This window comes from Micromonospora sp. DT178, from assembly GCF_049841695.1.
Lineage (GTDB): Bacteria > Actinomycetota > Actinomycetes > Mycobacteriales > Micromonosporaceae > Micromonospora.
In genome coordinates, this window is the sequence record NZ_JBNCKV010000029.1 from 21461 (window position 1) to 36847 (window position 15387).

Sequence of the window (15387 nt, forward strand, 5' to 3'; positions counted from 1 at the left end):
GATCCCGCGTCACCGGGCGGACAACACCTGACCCCCGGTCGTCGTTGATCCGGTCGTACCCGCCCCACCCGCGTCGACGGTGCGGGCGCCGACCGTGGAGGAGGCACGCCGATGACCAGTCAGCGCGAGACCGTGGAGGTCGACCCGGTCCTGTTCCGGGCCGTCTACGACTCGCCCGCCTCACTGCCCGGCAGGCACCGGTGGACGACCCCGGAGTCCGACGTACGGCGGATCGAGAAGCTGCTCGGCATGCCGCTGCGCAGCATCGGCGCCCCGCTCTGGGTCAGCGGCGACGAGCCGGACTGCCCCAAGTGCGGCCGACGGGTGAACTGGTACGACATCGTCTCCTCCGCACTCTCCGGCGTACACGACCGGATGATGATCGCGACGGTCATCCTCGGCGACCGCAGGTACGTCAACACCGAGGTCCCGGACGCGATCGCCGGGGTGCGCTGCACCGACTGCCGCACCGCGATCGAAGGGCTGCGCAGCTTCAAGTGCCACAACTGGGCGTACGCCTTCGAGGCGCTGGAGACCGTCCGGCAGCGGATGTCCGGCGCGTCAGTCGTCGGCCGTCAGCTCTCGGGCGAACCGCAGCCCGGGGCGCCCGTCGAGTGACACCTCGCCCACCGGCGTGAACCCGGTGCGCCGGAGCACCGCGAGCGAGCCCGCGTTGTCCAGCGTGGTCCCGGCGGTCAGCCGGCACAGCCCGTACGCCCGGCGGGCCAACGCGGCGACGCGGCGGACACCGTCGGTCGCCACCCCGCGCCCGGCGGCCCGCTCGGCCACCCGGTAGCCCAGCTCGGCCTCGCCGTCGGCGACGTCGACCAGGTTGAACCGGCCCAGCACCGTCCCGTCCGCCTCGACCAGGACGTGGAAGTGGCAGGCGCTGGTCTTCTGCTCGGCGAGCAGTCCCGCGTGCCGCGCCGCGAAGTCGGCGAAGTACGCGTCGCCCCGGTCCGGCACCGACCGCGCGAACCACTCCCGGTTCTCCCGCTCGAAGCGCAGCAGCGCGGCGGCGTGGTGGGCGGCGAGCCGCTGGAGATCGGACACCGCGCCACCCTACCGAGCTGCGCCCGTACGCCTCAGCGGTCGCCGGCGGAGCGGCGGGCGGGTCGGCGGCCGGGCGGGGAGGGCGGCTCCGGCCCCGGGTCGGGCACCTCGGGCATCGGCCGGGTGACCGGCCCTGCCCCGGTGACCCGGAGCGGCTCGCCGTGGTGCCACACCTCGATGCCGGTCCCCGGGTCGGCGTCCGGCAGCTCGTAGCGGGCCTCGTCGGAGGTCAGGGTGACCCGCAGCCGGTGGCCGTGCCAGCGCAGGCTGAAGGCGAGCCGGTCGATCGCCGCCGGCAGCCGGGGGTCGAAGGAGAGCACCCCCCGGTCGTCGCGCAGCCCGCCGAAGCCCTGCACCAGGGCCAGCCACGCCCCGGCCAGCGACGCCAGGTGCAGCCCGTCGCCGGTCTTGTCGCCGAGGTCCGCCAGGTCCTGGAGCACCGACTCGGCGAACAGGTCGTACGCCAGGTCGAGGTGGCCGACCTCGGCGGCGAGCACGGCCTGCGGGGAGGCCGACAGCGACGAGTCCCGGACGGTCCGCGCCTCGTAGTAGGCGAAGTTGCGGGCCTTCTCGTCGGCCGTGAACTCCCCCGGGCAGCGCTGCATGGCGAGCACCAGGTCGGCCTGCTTGACCACCTGCTTGCGGTACAGCTCCAGGTAGGGGAAGTGCAGCAGCAGCGGGTAGTCGTCGTCGGAGGTGTCCGCGAACTCCCACTCCGGCTGCTCGGTGAAGCCGGCCGACTGCTGGTGCACCCCGCGCTTGCGGTCGTACGGGACGAAGACCGCGTCCGCCGCGGCGCGCCAGGCCGACACCTCGGCCGGGTCGACCCCGAGCCGGCCCGCCGCTTCCGGGTGCCGCTCGGCGGCGTCGGCGGCCCCGCGCAGGTTGCGCCGGGCCATCAGGTTGGTGAAGACGTTGTCGTCGACCAGGGCGCTGTACTCGTCGGGGCCGGTCACGCCGTGCAGGTGGAAGGTGCCGGTGTCGGACCAGTGGCCGAAGCCGTGCCAGAGCCGGGCCGTCTCGACCAGCAGTTCCAGCCCCGGGCCGGCGAGGAACTCCTCGTCGCCCGTGGCGGCGACGTAGCGCAGCACCGCGTCGGCGATGTCGGCGTTGAGGTGCAGCCCGGCCGTGCCGGCCGGCCAGTAGCCGGAGCACTCCCGCCCGCCGAGGGTCCGCCACGGGAAGGTCGCCCCGGTCAGCCGCAGCTCCGCCGCGCGCTCGCGGGCCTCCGGCAGGTGGGCGTGCCGCCAGCGCAGCGCCGAGCGGGCCAGCGGCGGGTCGAGGTAGGTCAGCACGGGCAGCACGTAGCCCTCCGTGTCCCAGAGCACGTGCCCGTCGTAGCCGTTGCCGGTCAGGCCCTTGGCGGGAATGGTCCGGTCGCCGTCCGCCCGGCCCGCCTGGAGCAGGTGGAACACCGAGAACCGGATGGCCTGCTGGAGTTCGGCGTCGCCGTCGAGCTGCACGTCGGCGGTCTGCCAGGCGACGTCCAGCGCCGCGCGCTGGCCGGCCAGCAGGGCGTCGAAGCCCTCCGCGCGGGCCGCGTCGGCCTCCGCGACGACCAGGCGGGCCAGCTCCTCCGGGGGCATGGCGTCCACCGGGGTGCACTCGTACGCGGCGAACTTGGTCAGCTGGAGCCGCTCGCCGGCGCGCAGCGTCCCGGTGAACGTGAGGCGGAGCCGGTCCGGGGTGCAGTCGACGCCGGGGGCGAAGCCGTCCGGCGCCGACACCTCGTGCGCGACGGCGACGGCGACCCGCTGCCCGCTGTGCCCGGTGCGGTGGACGAGGACGCCGTCGTGCCCGTTCCAGTGGCGGTACTCGGCGGTCAGCGGGTCGGTGATGACGGAGGCGGCACGGGGGTCGTCGGCGCGCTCGGGCACCCGCTCGTTGGCGAGCAGGTCGGCGCAGACCCGCACCTCGACCGTGCCGTCCAACGGCTCGACGGACCACCGCACGGCGGCCACCGGACGCCGGGGCAGGGAGACCAGCCGGACGCTGCGGACGCGTACGCCGTGCCCGGCCGGCGAGATCCACTCGGTGTGCCGCTCGACCACCCCGGCCCGCAGGTCGAGCACCCGCTCGTGGGTACGCAGCGTGCCCGTGCGCACGTCCAGCGGCTCGCCGCCGACCCAGAGGCGGATCAGGGCCGCGTTCGGCGCGCTGATCACCGTGTCGCTGAACTGCGGAAAGGCGTAGCCGTCCTCGGGGTAGTCGAGCTCCCGCCGCTCGTGGAAGCCGTTGAGGTAGGTGCCGGGCATGCCGTAGGGCGTGCCCTCGTCCAGGGTGCCGCGCCAGCCGACCCAGCCGTTGCCCAACGCGAAGATCGACTCGGTCTCGGCGAGGCGGTCCATGTCCGCCTCCGTACGCCGGATCCGCCAGGCCTCGTCGTCCCCCGTGACCTGCCCGGTCGGCGGCCGATCGGCGATGGGGGTGTCGTGCACAGCGCCTCCAGTGGAAGTCCGACGTACCGGGCTAATCGAAGCAGATGGGGCTGAGAGGTCGCTGAGACGAAAGTCGGGGTCGTCCCCCGACCAATGCACACTGCGCCCGACTTCCAGGTATTCCAGGGTTGTCTGGGAGCTAAACGAGGTATGAACGATCGGTGAGGTGAAACATGGTTGATGTGGACACGCCGGATGTTCCGAAGATCAGTGTCGAGTGGTACCAGGACATCGTCGACTTCGCCGCCGACACCCCGCAACCGGTGCAGTGGTTCGCCGAGCACTTCACCGAGGGCGCGATCCTGCTGCTCGGCGCGCTGTGGCTGATCGCGGCCGTGTCCCGGCTCGGGGGCGGGGCGCGCGACCGCGCGTACGCCCTGGTGTCGCCGGCGCCGGTGGTGCTCGCGTACGGGTGCAGCGAGTTGTTGAAGACGGTGGTGGACCAGGAACGCCCCTGCCGGGCGCTCGCCACCGAGCTCGCCATCATCGCCGGCGAGTGCCCGCCGACGGGCGACTGGTCGTTCCCCAGCAACCACTCCACGATCGCGGGCGGTCTGGCGGTGGCGACGCTCCTGCTGTCCCGGCGGGTCGGCCTGGTGGCGCTGCCGCTGGCGGCGCTGGCCGCGTTCTCCCGCACCTTCGTCGGCGTGCACTACCCGCACGACGTGGTCGCCGGTGTCCTGCTCGGCGCCCTGTTCGCCGCGCTGCTCACCCCGCTGTTCGCCCGCCCCGCCGCCGGGCTGCTGCACCGCCGCGCCCGGCAGGCCGAGCGCCCCGTCCGCGACCCGGCCACCCCGACGTCCCGCCGCTGACCGCTCACGGGGACGGTGGAACCGGCCCGGGCCGGGGGGCCTGAACGGGAGGCCGCCCGGGTCAGGCGAGGAGGACGGCCAGGGCGGCGAGGGTGCCGAGGACGAGGAACGGGCCGAAGGGGAGGTGGCTGCGCCAGCCGACCCGGCGGGCGGCCAGCAGCGCGACGCCGACCAGCCCGGACAGCAGCAGGGCGAACACCAGCCCGGCGACCAGCGCCGCCCAGCCGTACCAGCCCAGCAGCGCGCCGACGCCGAGCGCCAGCTTGGCGTCGCCGAGGCCGAAGCCGCGCCGGCCGAGCAGCAGCGTGGTGGTGGCGAAGAGGAGGGCCAGCGCGACGCCGGCGGCGGTGGCGCGCAGCCAGGGCGCCGGACCGGCCCCGGCGAGGGCGGCCAGCCCCAGCAGCAGCCAGGTCCCGGCCGCGGCGGGCAGGGTGAGCCGGTCCGGCAGCCGGCGCACGGCCGCGTCGACGAAGACCAGCGGGATCGCCCAGCCCAGCCACCACGCCGTGGCGGCCAGCACGACGCCGGGCGGCCCGAGCAGCACCAGCGCCCCGACGGCCGCCGCGAGGGCGAGTTCCACCGTGCCGGGCGGCGGTCCGACGCGCGCCCCGCACCGCCCGCACCGCGCCGTCGGACCCAGCGCCGGCCAGGGCCGGGCCAGCCCGACCGGGGCGGCGCACGCGTCGCACCCGGTCCGGGTCGCCACCCCCGGCGGTACGGCGTGCCGGATCACGGCGAGCCGCAGCGCCGGGGCGAGCGCGAGCACGGCCAGCAGCCGCGCCCCGCGTGCGGCGACCTTCGGTGCGGTCGGCTCCGCCACCGCCGGCGGCCCGGTCAGCGTCACGATCGCCCCCGGAGGCCGGCGCCGGCGGCGACCACGCTGGGTAGTGCGGCGACTGTCGGCCGGTAACGGGCGGAACGGCCCGCGCCCCTGCCGGACAAAGCGCGGCATCGCGCGCGGAAATGGCGCGTCCACATAGACGGGAATCCCATCCTGGCGGAATGTCGATGCGTCGGCGCGGGGGACGGATCGGACCAGACGCCACGTCCGGGACAACCGCCCGCCACCGCGACGACACCTCCCCCACCGCGCGCGCTTCCCACGCCGCCGATCCGCCGATCCCCGCCGACCGACCCGCCCGCACCAGCCGAGACCACCCGCCGCCACCACCTCTCATCACTCACAGTATCCGAACGAATTGCCTCTGTTGCATCGGCGAGCGTCAGCCTATGCTCGCCCCTTGGGTGTGGTGCAACCCACAGCGAAAAGACGGGACGACGCGGGACATCGCTTTTGTAGAGATCAGTAACGGCAAATGCATCGGCGCTTTCCGACAGGTCCGGATGGCCCCATCCGGGCGCGCCGTCGCATGCCCGGAGGCCGCCAGACCGGCCCCGGGCGGCCACCGAGGAGGCACGACGTGCGCGGACGGCGATTCAGCCGATGGGCAACCTGCCTGCTCGCCATCGCGGCGCTCGGCGCGTCCCCGGCCTGCGGCGCCGAGCCGGGAACGGCCCCCCGGGCGGCGACCGCCGGGGACGCTCCCGCCCCCACCCACCGGGCCGCCGACGAGCAGGCGGCGAAGAAGGCGGCGCTGACCGCGTACGCCGGATATCTCGCCGCCTCCCGCAAGGCGAGCGGGCGCGGCGACCCCCACCACCCGGAGCTGTCCCGGTTCCTCGCCGACCCGCTGCTGACCCGGGTCCGGCTGACCATCCGCAAGGCGAAGGAGCACGGTGCGATGCGTACCGGCACGTTGGTCTCCGACCCCACCGTGACCTCGGTGAGCCTGGATTCGAGCCCGCCCACCGTGGAGATCCAGGACTGCCTGGACGCCACCGGCTACCGGCTCGTCTACGCCAGGGACAAGCGGGTCGTGCCCGGCACCGGCGGAACGCGGCACCTGGCCACCGCCACCGCCACCCGCTTCCCGGACGGCCGCTGGCTGATCAGCGCCGGCGCCGCCCACGAGGACCTGCCGTGCTGACGCGGGCGGGACGGGACGCCGGGCCGGACGTCGTCCGTACCGCCGACGGTGGTGACCGGAGCGGGACGGCCCGCCGGTCGCTCGCGGGCGTCGGCCTGGCCCTGCTGCTGGCGCTCGGGGCGGCCGTGCCCGCGATCGCCGCGCAACGCGCGGACCCCGGCGCGGAGTGCCCGCCGGGGCAGAGCGACTGCAGCGTCTGGGACGACGATCCCGGCGCCCCGGGCGATCCCGGCGGTGGCGGGGACGACGGCGGGGGCGGCGACCCGGGCGGCGGAGGCGGCAGCGCCAAGTGCCAGTGGAACGGCCGCACCGTCAAGTGCTACGACAGCGTGCTCGGCTGGTTCAACAACGGCGACGGCTGCTACTACAAGCTCGCCGAACCGCAGCCGGAGGCGCCCGAGGGCCAACAGTGGTACGTGCGCACCTGCAACGGCGGCGACCTCGGCTCCCAGACCACCGTCCTGCGCGACGCCCCGCCGCCCGGCTTCGGCGCGCCGCCCGACCCGGAGGAACTCGCCCGCAGGGCGCTGGCCAAGATCACCATCGCGGCGCCCCGGATCGCGGTCGCCCCCCGCCGCAGCAACGGTCCCGGCCTGGTCGGGCTGCCGGTCTGGATGTGGGGCCGCAACGACGACCGGAAGTACTTCGGGCCGACCCAGGAGGCGTCGGAGAGCGAGCGGGGCCTGACCGTACGGATCACGGCGAAGTTCGACCGGATCGTCTGGAACATGGGCAACGGCAGCACCGTCACCTGCTCCGGCGCCGGCACCCCGTACCGGGCCGACGGCCCGCTCGCCGGCCGCCCCTCCCCCGACTGCGGCTACGCCAAGGGCTACCCGAAGGCCGGCGACTACCGGGTACGGGCCACGACCTACTGGACGGTGACCTGGGCGGGCGGCGGCCAGAGCGGCGTCATCCCGGTCAACCGGACCACGGGAACCGTCCCGGTCCGAATCAACGAACTACAGGTGGTGGCTCAATGAGTGTGGCGACCAGGAACGGGACCGGGCCGGTGGACGCGCCGGTCGCCCCGCCCCGGGTGGTCCGGCAGCGCCGGATGCGTCCCGGGCTGCTCGGCCTGGCCGTGCTGCTGATCGCCCTCGGCGGCCTGGGGGCGGCGTTCGCGGTCACCTCGGTACGCGCCACCGGCAGCTACCTGGCGGTGGCCCGGCCGGTCGAGGTCGGCCGGCAGGTCAGCGCCGACGACCTGGTCCCGGTGCAGGTGGCCGGCGGCCAGGGGCTGTCCCCGGTGCCCGCCGGCCGGCTCGACGAGGTGGTCGGCAAGCGGGCCGCCGTGTCGCTGACGCCCGGCACGCTGCTGACGATGGCCCAGCTCACCGACGACCCACTGCTCGGGCCCGGCCAGCAGCAGCTCGCGCTGGGCCTGGGCCCCGCCGAGGTGCCCGCCCGCAGGCTCCACCCCGGCGACAAGCTCCTGCTGGTCAGCACGCCGGACGGCGACGACGACCGCCCGGCGGGCGCCGCCACCCGGTTCGAGGCGACGGTCATCGACGCCGTCACCTCCGACGACGACGACGAGGTGGTGGTCTACCTGGCGCTCGCCGTCCGGGACGTGCCGGCCGTCGTCGCGTTGTCCAGCCAGGAGCGGATCGCCCTCGTACTGACCGAGGCGGCCTGACCGTGGCGATCATCGCGCTGGTGTCGGCGAAGGGCTCCCCGGGCGTCACCACCACCGCCCTGGCCTGCGCCCTGACCTGGCACCGGCGGCTGGTGCTCGCCGAGTGCGACCCGGCCGGCGGGTCGATCCTCGCCGGCTACCTCGGCGGCGCGCTCGACGGTCCCCGGGGCATCGGCGAGCTGGCGGTCGGCGAGTTGCGCGACGGCAACCTGGAGTCGGCGTTCTGGTCGCAACTGGTCGACCTGGACGCGCCGAAGCGGGAGCGGCTGCTGCTGCCCGGCGTCGTCGACCCCGCCCAGGCCGGCAGCGTCACCCCGCTCTGGCAGCGGTTCGCCGACTTCTTCGGCAGCCTGGAGGGCGGCGACCCGCCGTACGACGTGGTGGTGGACTGCGGGCGGCTGCACGTCGTCGGTCCACCGTGGCCGATCCTGCGCGCCGCCTCGGTGGTGCTGCTGGTCAGCGGCGCCCGGCTCCCCGACCTCTCCGGCACCCGGGCCATGGCCAAGACGATCGAGCGGGACTTCGCCGAGCACCGGGTGCCGCCGGGCACCCTGCGGCTGCTGCTGGTCGGCGACGGCCACGGCAGCGGCGAGATCAGCAAGGCGCTGCGGCTGCCGGTCATCGCCCGGATGCCGCACGATCCGCGTACGGCCGAGGTGCTCGGCCTCGGCGGCACCGTGCGGGCCGGTCGGCCCCTGATGCGCGCGGCCGGGGCCCTGGAGGTGCCGGTCGGGGCGCTGCTGGAACGCCGGCGCGCCCGGCTGGCCTGGCCCGTGTCGCAGGGGGTGCCGGGTGCGGTTTGAACCGGTCTCCGGCGACCCGCGCCGGCAGCCGCCCGGCGCCACCTCCACGGCGCCGCCGCTGACCCCGCCCAACGGCCGGCACCACCCCGTCCCGCTGCCGGTGCCGGTCACCGCGCCGCAGCCGGAGCAGCCGCCGCCCCGGCCCCGGGTCGACTTCCAGGTGGTCCGCGAGCTGCGCCGGGAGCTCAGCGAGCGGCTCGCCCTGTGGCAGCGCGGCCGGGAGTTCACCGTCGACGAGGAGGACACCGAGCGCGCCCGGCTCGCGGTGACGGTGGTCGCCGAGTACGCCGACGCGGTGCGCCGGGCCGGCACCCCGATGGCGGCCGGCGAGGAGCGTCTCCTGCTCGATCAGGTGACCGCCGAGCTGGCCGGGCTCGGCCGCCTCCAGACGCTGCTGGTCGACGACACCATCGAGGAGGTGCACATCCTCGGCTGCGACCAGGTGCGCGTCACCCGCCACGGCGGCGGGGTCGACTGGGTGGAGCCGATCGCCGACAGCGACGACGAGCTGGTGGAGATCCTCCAGGCGGCGGCCCGCCGGGCCGGGGCCACCGAACGCTCGCTGTCGACGTCCAAGCCCACCCTCGACCTGCAACTGCCCGACGGCAGCCGGCTCGCCGCGGTGTTCCTGGTCAGCCACCGCCCGTACGCGGTGATCCGCAAGCACAACACGCTGGACGTGAGCCTCGACGACCTCGCCGGGGGCCGGGGCGACCTGGACGAGATGATCGACCCGCTGGTGCGCGACTTCCTCCGCGCGTCCATGCGCGCCGGGCTGAACATCATGGTGGCCGGCCTCGCGGGCGCCGGGAAGACCACCGTGATCCGGGCGCTGATGGACGAGATCCCGGCCGACGAGCCGTACGTGCTGCTGGAGGAGAGCCGCGAGCTGCTGCCGGCCCGCCGCCGGCTCAAGCACCGGGCGGTGATGAGCTTCGAGTCCCGGGAGGGCCACGGCGAACGCGGGGCGGACGGCCGCCCGGCCGGCGAGGTGAGCATCGCCGACCTGATCCCGGTCTCCCTGCGGATGGGCGTGCTGCGGATCATCGTCGGCGAGGTCCGGTCCCGGGAGATCGTCCCGATGCTCCAGGCCATGACGACCAGCCGCGGCTCGATGTGCACCATCCACGCGCGTACGCCCGCCGGGGTGAGCGAGCGGATCATCGAGCTGGCGCTCGCGCACGGCCGGGAGATGACCGTCGACCAGGCCCGCCGGATGGCCGGCAACGCGCTCGACCTGATCGTCTACGTCACCGTCGAGGACGAGACCGCGATCGGCGGGCGCAAGCACCGCTTCGTCTCGCACGTCGAGGAGGTCATCGGCGTCGGCGACGGCAACCGGATCACGACCACCCAGGTGTTCGGGCCCGGGCCGGACGGGCGGGCCGTACCCCGGCACCTGCCCGAGCGGGTGCGCGCCCAGCTCCTCCGGGTCGGCTACGACGCCCGGCTGCTCAGCCGGTGGATCGAGGCCGGCACGGGCGCGTGGCGGCGGCCCCGGCACACCCGGCTCGGACGGCGGTGACCGGTGCTGGACAACGTCGAACTCGTCGCGGTGGCCTCCGGTGCCGCCTGCGTGGCCGGGCTGCTGCTGGCGGTCGTCGCGCTGGTCGGCACCCGACGGCCTCCCGGCGGCGGGCCCGGCGCGGGCCGTGGGCTCGACCGGCTGTGGAAGGGCCCGGGCACCACCCCGCGCGAGCAGCGGGCCCACCAGGCGCTGCTGGTCGCCGCCCTGGTCGCGGGCGCGCTGGCCTTCCTGGTCACCGGCCTGCCGGTCGTCGGCCTGCTGGTCGTGGTGGCCGTCCCGGGCACCCCGTGGCTGTTCTCCGTCGGCAAGGCCGAGCAGCGGGCCATCGCTCGCATCGAGGCGGTCGGCGAGTGGACCCGCCGGCTCAAGGACGTCTCCGCCACCGGCCAGGGACTCCAGCAGACGATCATCGGTACGGTCGCCACCGCTCCCGAGGAGATCCAGGAGGAGGTACGGCTGCTCGCCGCCCGCCTCCAGGCCGGCTGGCTGGCCCGCTCCGCGCTGCTCGCCTTCGCCGACGAGATCGGCGACCCGGTCTGCGACCAGGTGGTGGCCGCGCTGATCCTGCACGTGACCGACCGGGGCGAACGCCTCGGCGACGTGCTCGGCTCGATCGCCGGAGCGGCGGCGGCCGAGGTGGCCACCCGCCGGGAGATCGAGGCGAAGCGCACCCAGCCCCGCTTCGCGGTCCGCTTCCTCACCGGGATGACCCTGGCCACCGTCGCGTACGGGCTGCTCAACACCGAGTACATCAGCCCGTACGGCACGCCCTTCGGGCAGCTCGTGATGGCGGCGCTCGGCGCGGCCTTCGTCGGCCTGCTGGCCTGGGTGCGGTCGATGAGCCAGCCCCGCCGGCCGGCGCGCTTCCTGCCCGCCCCGGACCCGGAGGAGGTGCTCGGGTGAGCGCGAGGAGTGAGCTTGCGAGCCCCGCAGTCGCGAACGAAAGGCCGGCCCCGTGAGCGCGAGGAGTGAGCCTGCGAGCCCCGCGGTCGCGAACGAAAGGCCAGCACACGTGAGCGCGAGGAGTGAGCTTGCGAGCCCCGCAGTCGCGAACGAAAGGCAAGCCCCGTGAGCGCCATGATCCTCAACTGGCAGCTCGCCGTCGCCGTCTGCGGCGGGGCGACGGTCGGGCTGGGCGCCTTCCTGGTGGTCCGCGAACTGGTGCCGGCCACCCCCGCGCTCGGGCCCGCGCTGCGCCGGCTGCACCAACCGGCCGGCGCCGGGCAGCTCGCCACGCCCGCCGACCGGCGGCTGGAGTGGCTCACCGGGCTGTCCCGCTGGCTGCGGCCACCGCACCGGCAGCTCGCCCTGATCGACCGGACACCCGAGCAGTACGCCCTGTCGATGCTGCTCTCCGCGCTGATCGGGCTCGCCGCGCCGACGCTGCTCGGCGTCACCCTGTTCGCCGTCGGCATCCGGCTGCCGGTGGTCGTACCCGTGCTCGGCAGCCTCGGGCTGGCGCTGCTCTGCGCCCTGATCGCGCACCGGTCGGTGCTGGACCGGGCGGACAAGGCGCGCGACGAGTTCCGCCAGGCGGTCTGCACCTACCTCGACCTGGTCGCCCTCCAGCTCTCCGCCGCGCACGGGCCGGTGCAGTCGCTGGAGCGGGCCGCGGCGGTCTGCGACGGCTGGGTCTTCGACCGCATCTCCGAGTCGCTGCGGATCGCGCAGATGCAGATGCACTCGCCGTGGGACGAGCTTCGCGACCTCGCCGAGCGCATCGGCATCGCGGAACTGGGCGACGTCGGGGCGATCATGCGCTCCTCCGGCAGCGAGGGCGCGCAGGTGCACGAGACCCTGCGCAGCCGCGCCGACTCGCTGCGCGACCAGATCCGCACCGACAACCTGGCAAGGGCCGAGGGGGTGACCAGCCGGCTCGACATCCCCGGGGCGCTGCTCGTCTTCGTCCTGCTCGGCTTCGCCGTCTATCCGTTCATCGCCCGCCTGTGATCCGCCCCCGAGAGAAGGAGCACGTCATGTCCGTCATCACCCGCCTGCACGTCGCGCTGTCGACACGCCTGGCCGAGCTGCGCGAGGACGGCGAGCGGGGCGACAGCCCCGTACCGACCGCAGTGATCATCTTCGGTCTGGTCGCCGTCGCGATGGCGGTCACCGCCGCCGCCCTCGGTGCCGCCAACGACTGGATGGACAACATCCCGACCCACCAGGACCCGAAGTAACGCCGGGCCGTGCGCCGAGCAGACTCCGTCCCGGGACACCGGGCGGCCACCGCCGCCCGGCGTCCCGTCCCGGCTGCCGCCCGGCTCCCCGGCCCGGCCGCCGGCCAGCGCCTTGTGCCGGGGGCCGGCCGGGGCCCTGTGCCGGGGGTCGGCCAGAGCCTTGCGCCGGGTGCCGGGCGGGGTCCTGCGCCGGGGGCCGTCCGGCGCCTTGTGCCGGCCGTCCGGCGGCGGCTCGTGGTCGGCGGGGTCGACCGGGGGGCCAACCCGGTCGAGTTGGCGGTGGTGATGCCGGTGATCCTGCTGCTGCTCTTCGCCTCGATCCAGACCGCGGCCTGGTTCGTCGCCCGCTCCACCGCGCTCAACGCCGCGCAGAGCGCGGTCAACGCGCAGCGGCTGCACCAGGCGCCAGCCGGGGCCGGTGAGGCCCGGGCCGTCCGGTTCCTGCGGGCAGCCGGCGGCTGGCTCGTCGGCTGGGACGATCCCGCGCCGAGCTGCCAGACCACCACGACGGAGGTGACCTGCACGGTGCGCGGGCGGTCCCTGTCCGTCGTACCCGGGGTCAGCTTCCCGGTGCACCAGACCGCGCACGGAACCGTGGAACGGTGGACCACGCCGTGAGCCGTACCGCCGAGCGGGGCTCGGTCTCGATCGAGGTGGCGGTGCTCGCCCCGGCCTTCATCGCGCTGATCGTGCTGGCCGGCGTCGCCGGGCGTACCGCCGTGGCGGCCGAGGCGATCGACGCCGCCGCCCACGACGCCGCCCGCGCCGCCTCGATCTCCCGGGACGCCCGCACCGCCCGCGCCGAGGCCCGGGACGCGGCCCGCCGGCAGCTCGGCTGGCGCGGCCTGAACTGCGCCGGCACTCCCGAGGTGACCTTCAGCGGCGCGGTACGCGGCGCCCCCACCAGCTTCGACGCGGCGTTCCGCAGCCCGGCCGGGCAGGACGCCTCGGTCACCGTCCGGGTCGCGTGCACCGTCTCCTACGGGGACCTGCACCTGTCCGTCCTGCCGGGGATGCCCGCCGGCAAGCGCGTGTCGGCGAGCTTCACGTCGCCGCTGGACCGCTACCGGAGCCGGGGATGACCGCCGTGGCCGGCCGGCACGACCAGGGCCGGGTGAGCATCTTCCTCGCGGTGGCGATGGTCGGCGTCCTCTCCGTCATCGGCCTGGCCTTCGACGGCGCGGGCCAGCTGCGCACGTTACAGCGGGCCGACAACCTCGCGGCCGAGGCCGCCCGCGCCGGCGGCCAGGCCATCGACCGGGCCACCGCCATCGAGGGCGGGCCGACCCGGATCAACCGTCCCCAGGCCCGCCGGGCCGTCGCCGACTACCTCGCCGCCGCCGGCGCCGCCGGCCACACCGTCAGCTTCCCGGTCGTCGACGGGGAGACCCGGGTCCGGGTACGCGTCACCGTCACGCACCGCAGATCCATGCTCGGCCTGTTGGGCTTCGACGAGACCGTCACCGTCTCCGGCGAGGCGACCGCGCGGCCGCTCACCGGGGCACCGTAGGAAGGGAAGGCAGCCATGGCCGCATCGGGGCGTTCCGCCGTACGGCGGACCGGACGCATCCTGACCGGGTTCGGCGCGCTCGTCGTGCTCTGCGCGGTGCTGGTCGGCGCGCCGGTGGCGCTGCTCGCCCTCGCCGGCAACCCGTTGCCCGATCACCTGCCCACCGTCGCGGAGATCGGCTCGACGTTGACCAGCCGCGACGACGGGCGGCTCTTCCTGCGGGCGCTGGCGCTGGCCGGCTGGTTCGGCTGGGCCACGTTCGCCTTCTCCGTCCTGGTCGAACTCGGCGCGCAGGCGCTGCGCCGACCCGCGCCCCGGCTGCCGGGAATGAGTCGCCAGCAACGGGCCGCCGCCGCGCTGGTCGGTTCGGTCGCGCTGATCCTCGCGGCCAGCCCGGCGGCGAGCGCGGCGACGGCGGTCGCCGGCCCGTACGCCCTGCCGGCGGCAGCGGCCGCGACCGCGCAGCCGGCTGTCGCGGAGGCCGCCTGGCCTGGTCCGGCCGCGCACACCTGGTCCGCCTCGGCCGCCCAGGTCGCCCGGCCCGCCTCGGCCGCTCCGCCCGCCCTGCCGCTGTCGGCCGCCCGGCCTGCTCAGCCCCCGACGACTGTCCCGGTTGCACGGCCGGCATCGGCCGCCTCGTCCGCGCCGGCCGACCTGTCCGCGCCGGCCGACTCGGACGACGGTGTGGCGGTCTACCGGGTGGCCCGGGGCGATCACCTGGGCGCCGTCGCCCAGCGCTACCTGGACGAGTTCGCCGACTACCGGGAGTTGGCAGAGCTGAACCGGCTCGGCGACCCCGACCGGATCCACCCCGGCCAGTTGTTGAAGCTGCCCGGGGACGCCGAGGACCGGGGGGCCCGCCGGCACGCCACCGGCCGCCTCGTCGCGCGCCCGACCCCGCCCGCTCCCACCCGGCCGGCCCCGCAGCCGGCGCCGGGGAAGGTCGCTCCCGAGCGGGCGACGCCGCCCCCGCCGGCCGCCGAGGCCCCGGTGCCGCCGCCAGCGGAGTCGGATGCCGGTCAGGCCCCGACGGTGACGGTGGGAGCCGCCCGGGCCGGCGAACCCGATCGGGTGAACAGGCCCCTCGCGGTCTCCGCCGTCCTGGCGGTGGCGAGCATCGTCGGCGCGCAGATCGGCGCGGTCCTGGGCCTACGCCGCCGACCGGGCCACGTACCGGCCGGCGCCGCCCGGACCACGGCCGCCGCCCGCCGTGGCACCGCAGCACGCGGCACCACCACGACCAGGCGCGGCCCGGGTCGCCGGGACATCGGCACCACCCCGCGCGGCAGCGCGACCTCGGCAGACCGGGGCGGTACGGACACCGGCACCCACGACTCCGCACACCCGACCGGTCACGGCTCCGCGTACGCCAGCGGCATCGTTCGCGCGGGCACGACCGCCCCCGGCACGGCCACCGGCGCCGGCACCTACGACGG

General features: G+C 75.6%; 16 protein-coding genes and 1 pseudogene. 14 read left to right on the forward strand and 3 right to left on the reverse strand.

All coding sequences use genetic code 11. The features are described from left to right. Positions 1–111: 111 nt before the first annotated feature. Positions 112–618, forward strand: a complete 507-nt coding sequence (locus ACLQ22_RS30940; protein WP_121397180.1) for a hypothetical protein — start codon at positions 112–114, stop codon at positions 616–618. On the opposite strand, the gene ACLQ22_RS30945 is transcribed toward ACLQ22_RS30940, so the two are convergent. Both ACLQ22_RS30945 and ACLQ22_RS30950 read right to left on the reverse strand, forming a co-directional pair. After that, entirely contained in the window at positions 562–1053 is a 492-nt protein-coding gene (locus ACLQ22_RS30945) for a GNAT family N-acetyltransferase (protein WP_425695425.1), read from the reverse strand. The genes ACLQ22_RS30940 and ACLQ22_RS30945 overlap by 57 nt on opposite strands. Before the next feature lie 32 nt (positions 1054–1085). Beyond that, positions 1086–3401 carry a glycoside hydrolase family 65 protein gene (locus ACLQ22_RS30950; protein ID WP_425695452.1) on the reverse strand — a complete coding sequence of 772 codons (2316 nt, stop codon included), beginning with the start codon at positions 3399–3401 and terminating at the stop codon, positions 1086–1088. A gap of 263 nt (positions 3402–3664) precedes the next feature. Between ACLQ22_RS30950 and ACLQ22_RS30955 the strand changes: the two genes are divergently transcribed. Further along, positions 3665–4303: a phosphatase PAP2 family protein gene (locus ACLQ22_RS30955; protein WP_425695426.1), complete on the forward strand. Its 639-nt coding sequence runs from the start codon at positions 3665–3667 to the stop codon at positions 4301–4303. Positions 4304–4364: 61 nt separating this feature from the next. On the opposite strand, the gene ACLQ22_RS30960 is transcribed toward ACLQ22_RS30955, so the two are convergent. After that, positions 4365–5123 carry a prepilin peptidase gene (locus tag ACLQ22_RS30960; protein ID WP_425695453.1) on the reverse strand — a complete coding sequence of 253 codons (759 nt, stop codon included), beginning with the start codon at positions 5121–5123 and terminating at the stop codon, positions 4365–4367. Between the two features lie 601 nt (positions 5124–5724). Between ACLQ22_RS30960 and ACLQ22_RS30965 the strand changes: the two genes are divergently transcribed. The 12 genes and pseudogenes from ACLQ22_RS30965 to ACLQ22_RS31020 all read left to right on the forward strand — a co-directional run. After that, a complete protein-coding gene (locus ACLQ22_RS30965; RefSeq protein WP_425695427.1) occupies positions 5725–6291 on the forward strand; it encodes a hypothetical protein in 567 nt (188 codons plus the stop codon). A gap of 95 nt (positions 6292–6386) precedes the next feature. After that, on the forward strand, positions 6387–7274 hold the full coding sequence (locus ACLQ22_RS30970; RefSeq protein ID WP_425695454.1) for a hypothetical protein: 888 nt from the start codon (positions 6387–6389) through the stop codon (positions 7272–7274). After that, the gene (locus ACLQ22_RS30975; RefSeq protein WP_425695428.1) at positions 7271–7930 is read left to right on the forward strand and encodes an SAF domain-containing protein; all 660 of its coding nucleotides are present in this window, start codon (positions 7271–7273) and stop codon (positions 7928–7930) included. The genes ACLQ22_RS30970 and ACLQ22_RS30975 overlap by 4 nt, the downstream gene beginning before the upstream one ends. A gap of 2 nt (positions 7931–7932) precedes the next feature. Then, on the forward strand, positions 7933–8733 hold the full coding sequence (locus ACLQ22_RS30980; protein ID WP_425695429.1) for a ParA family protein: 801 nt from the start codon (positions 7933–7935) through the stop codon (positions 8731–8733). After that, positions 8723–10258, forward strand: coding sequence for a CpaF family protein (locus ACLQ22_RS30985; RefSeq protein WP_425695430.1), 1536 nt, complete (start codon positions 8723–8725; stop codon positions 10256–10258). The genes ACLQ22_RS30980 and ACLQ22_RS30985 overlap by 11 nt, the downstream gene beginning before the upstream one ends. Positions 10259–10261: 3 nt before the next feature. Further along, the gene (locus ACLQ22_RS30990; protein WP_425695431.1) at positions 10262–11164 is read left to right on the forward strand and encodes a type II secretion system F family protein; all 903 of its coding nucleotides are present in this window, start codon (positions 10262–10264) and stop codon (positions 11162–11164) included. A 177-nt stretch (positions 11165–11341) separates the two neighbouring features. Then, positions 11342–12211 carry a type II secretion system F family protein gene (locus ACLQ22_RS30995; RefSeq protein WP_425695455.1) on the forward strand — a complete coding sequence of 290 codons (870 nt, stop codon included), beginning with the start codon at positions 11342–11344 and terminating at the stop codon, positions 12209–12211. A gap of 26 nt (positions 12212–12237) precedes the next feature. Beyond that, complete coding sequence (locus tag ACLQ22_RS31000; protein ID WP_121397189.1) at positions 12238–12441, forward strand: hypothetical protein; 204 nt, start codon at positions 12238–12240, stop codon at positions 12439–12441. A gap of 210 nt (positions 12442–12651) precedes the next feature. Next, positions 12652–13059, forward strand: a complete 408-nt coding sequence (locus ACLQ22_RS31005; RefSeq protein ID WP_425695432.1) for a TadE family protein — start codon at positions 12652–12654, stop codon at positions 13057–13059. Next, positions 13044–13523 (forward strand): TadE/TadG family type IV pilus assembly protein, encoded by a 480-nt coding sequence (locus ACLQ22_RS31010; RefSeq protein ID WP_425695433.1) that lies wholly within the window; start codon positions 13044–13046, stop codon positions 13521–13523. The genes ACLQ22_RS31005 and ACLQ22_RS31010 overlap by 16 nt, the downstream gene beginning before the upstream one ends. Further along, entirely contained in the window at positions 13520–13951 is a 432-nt protein-coding gene (locus ACLQ22_RS31015) for a pilus assembly protein TadG-related protein (RefSeq protein WP_425695434.1), read from the forward strand. Before ACLQ22_RS31010 ends, ACLQ22_RS31015 begins: the two co-directional genes overlap by 4 nt. A 15-nt stretch (positions 13952–13966) precedes the next feature. Continuing rightward, a pseudogene (locus ACLQ22_RS31020) lies at positions 13967–15142 on the forward strand (LysM peptidoglycan-binding domain-containing protein); the annotation flags it as partial. Positions 15143–15387: the final 245 nt, after the last annotated feature.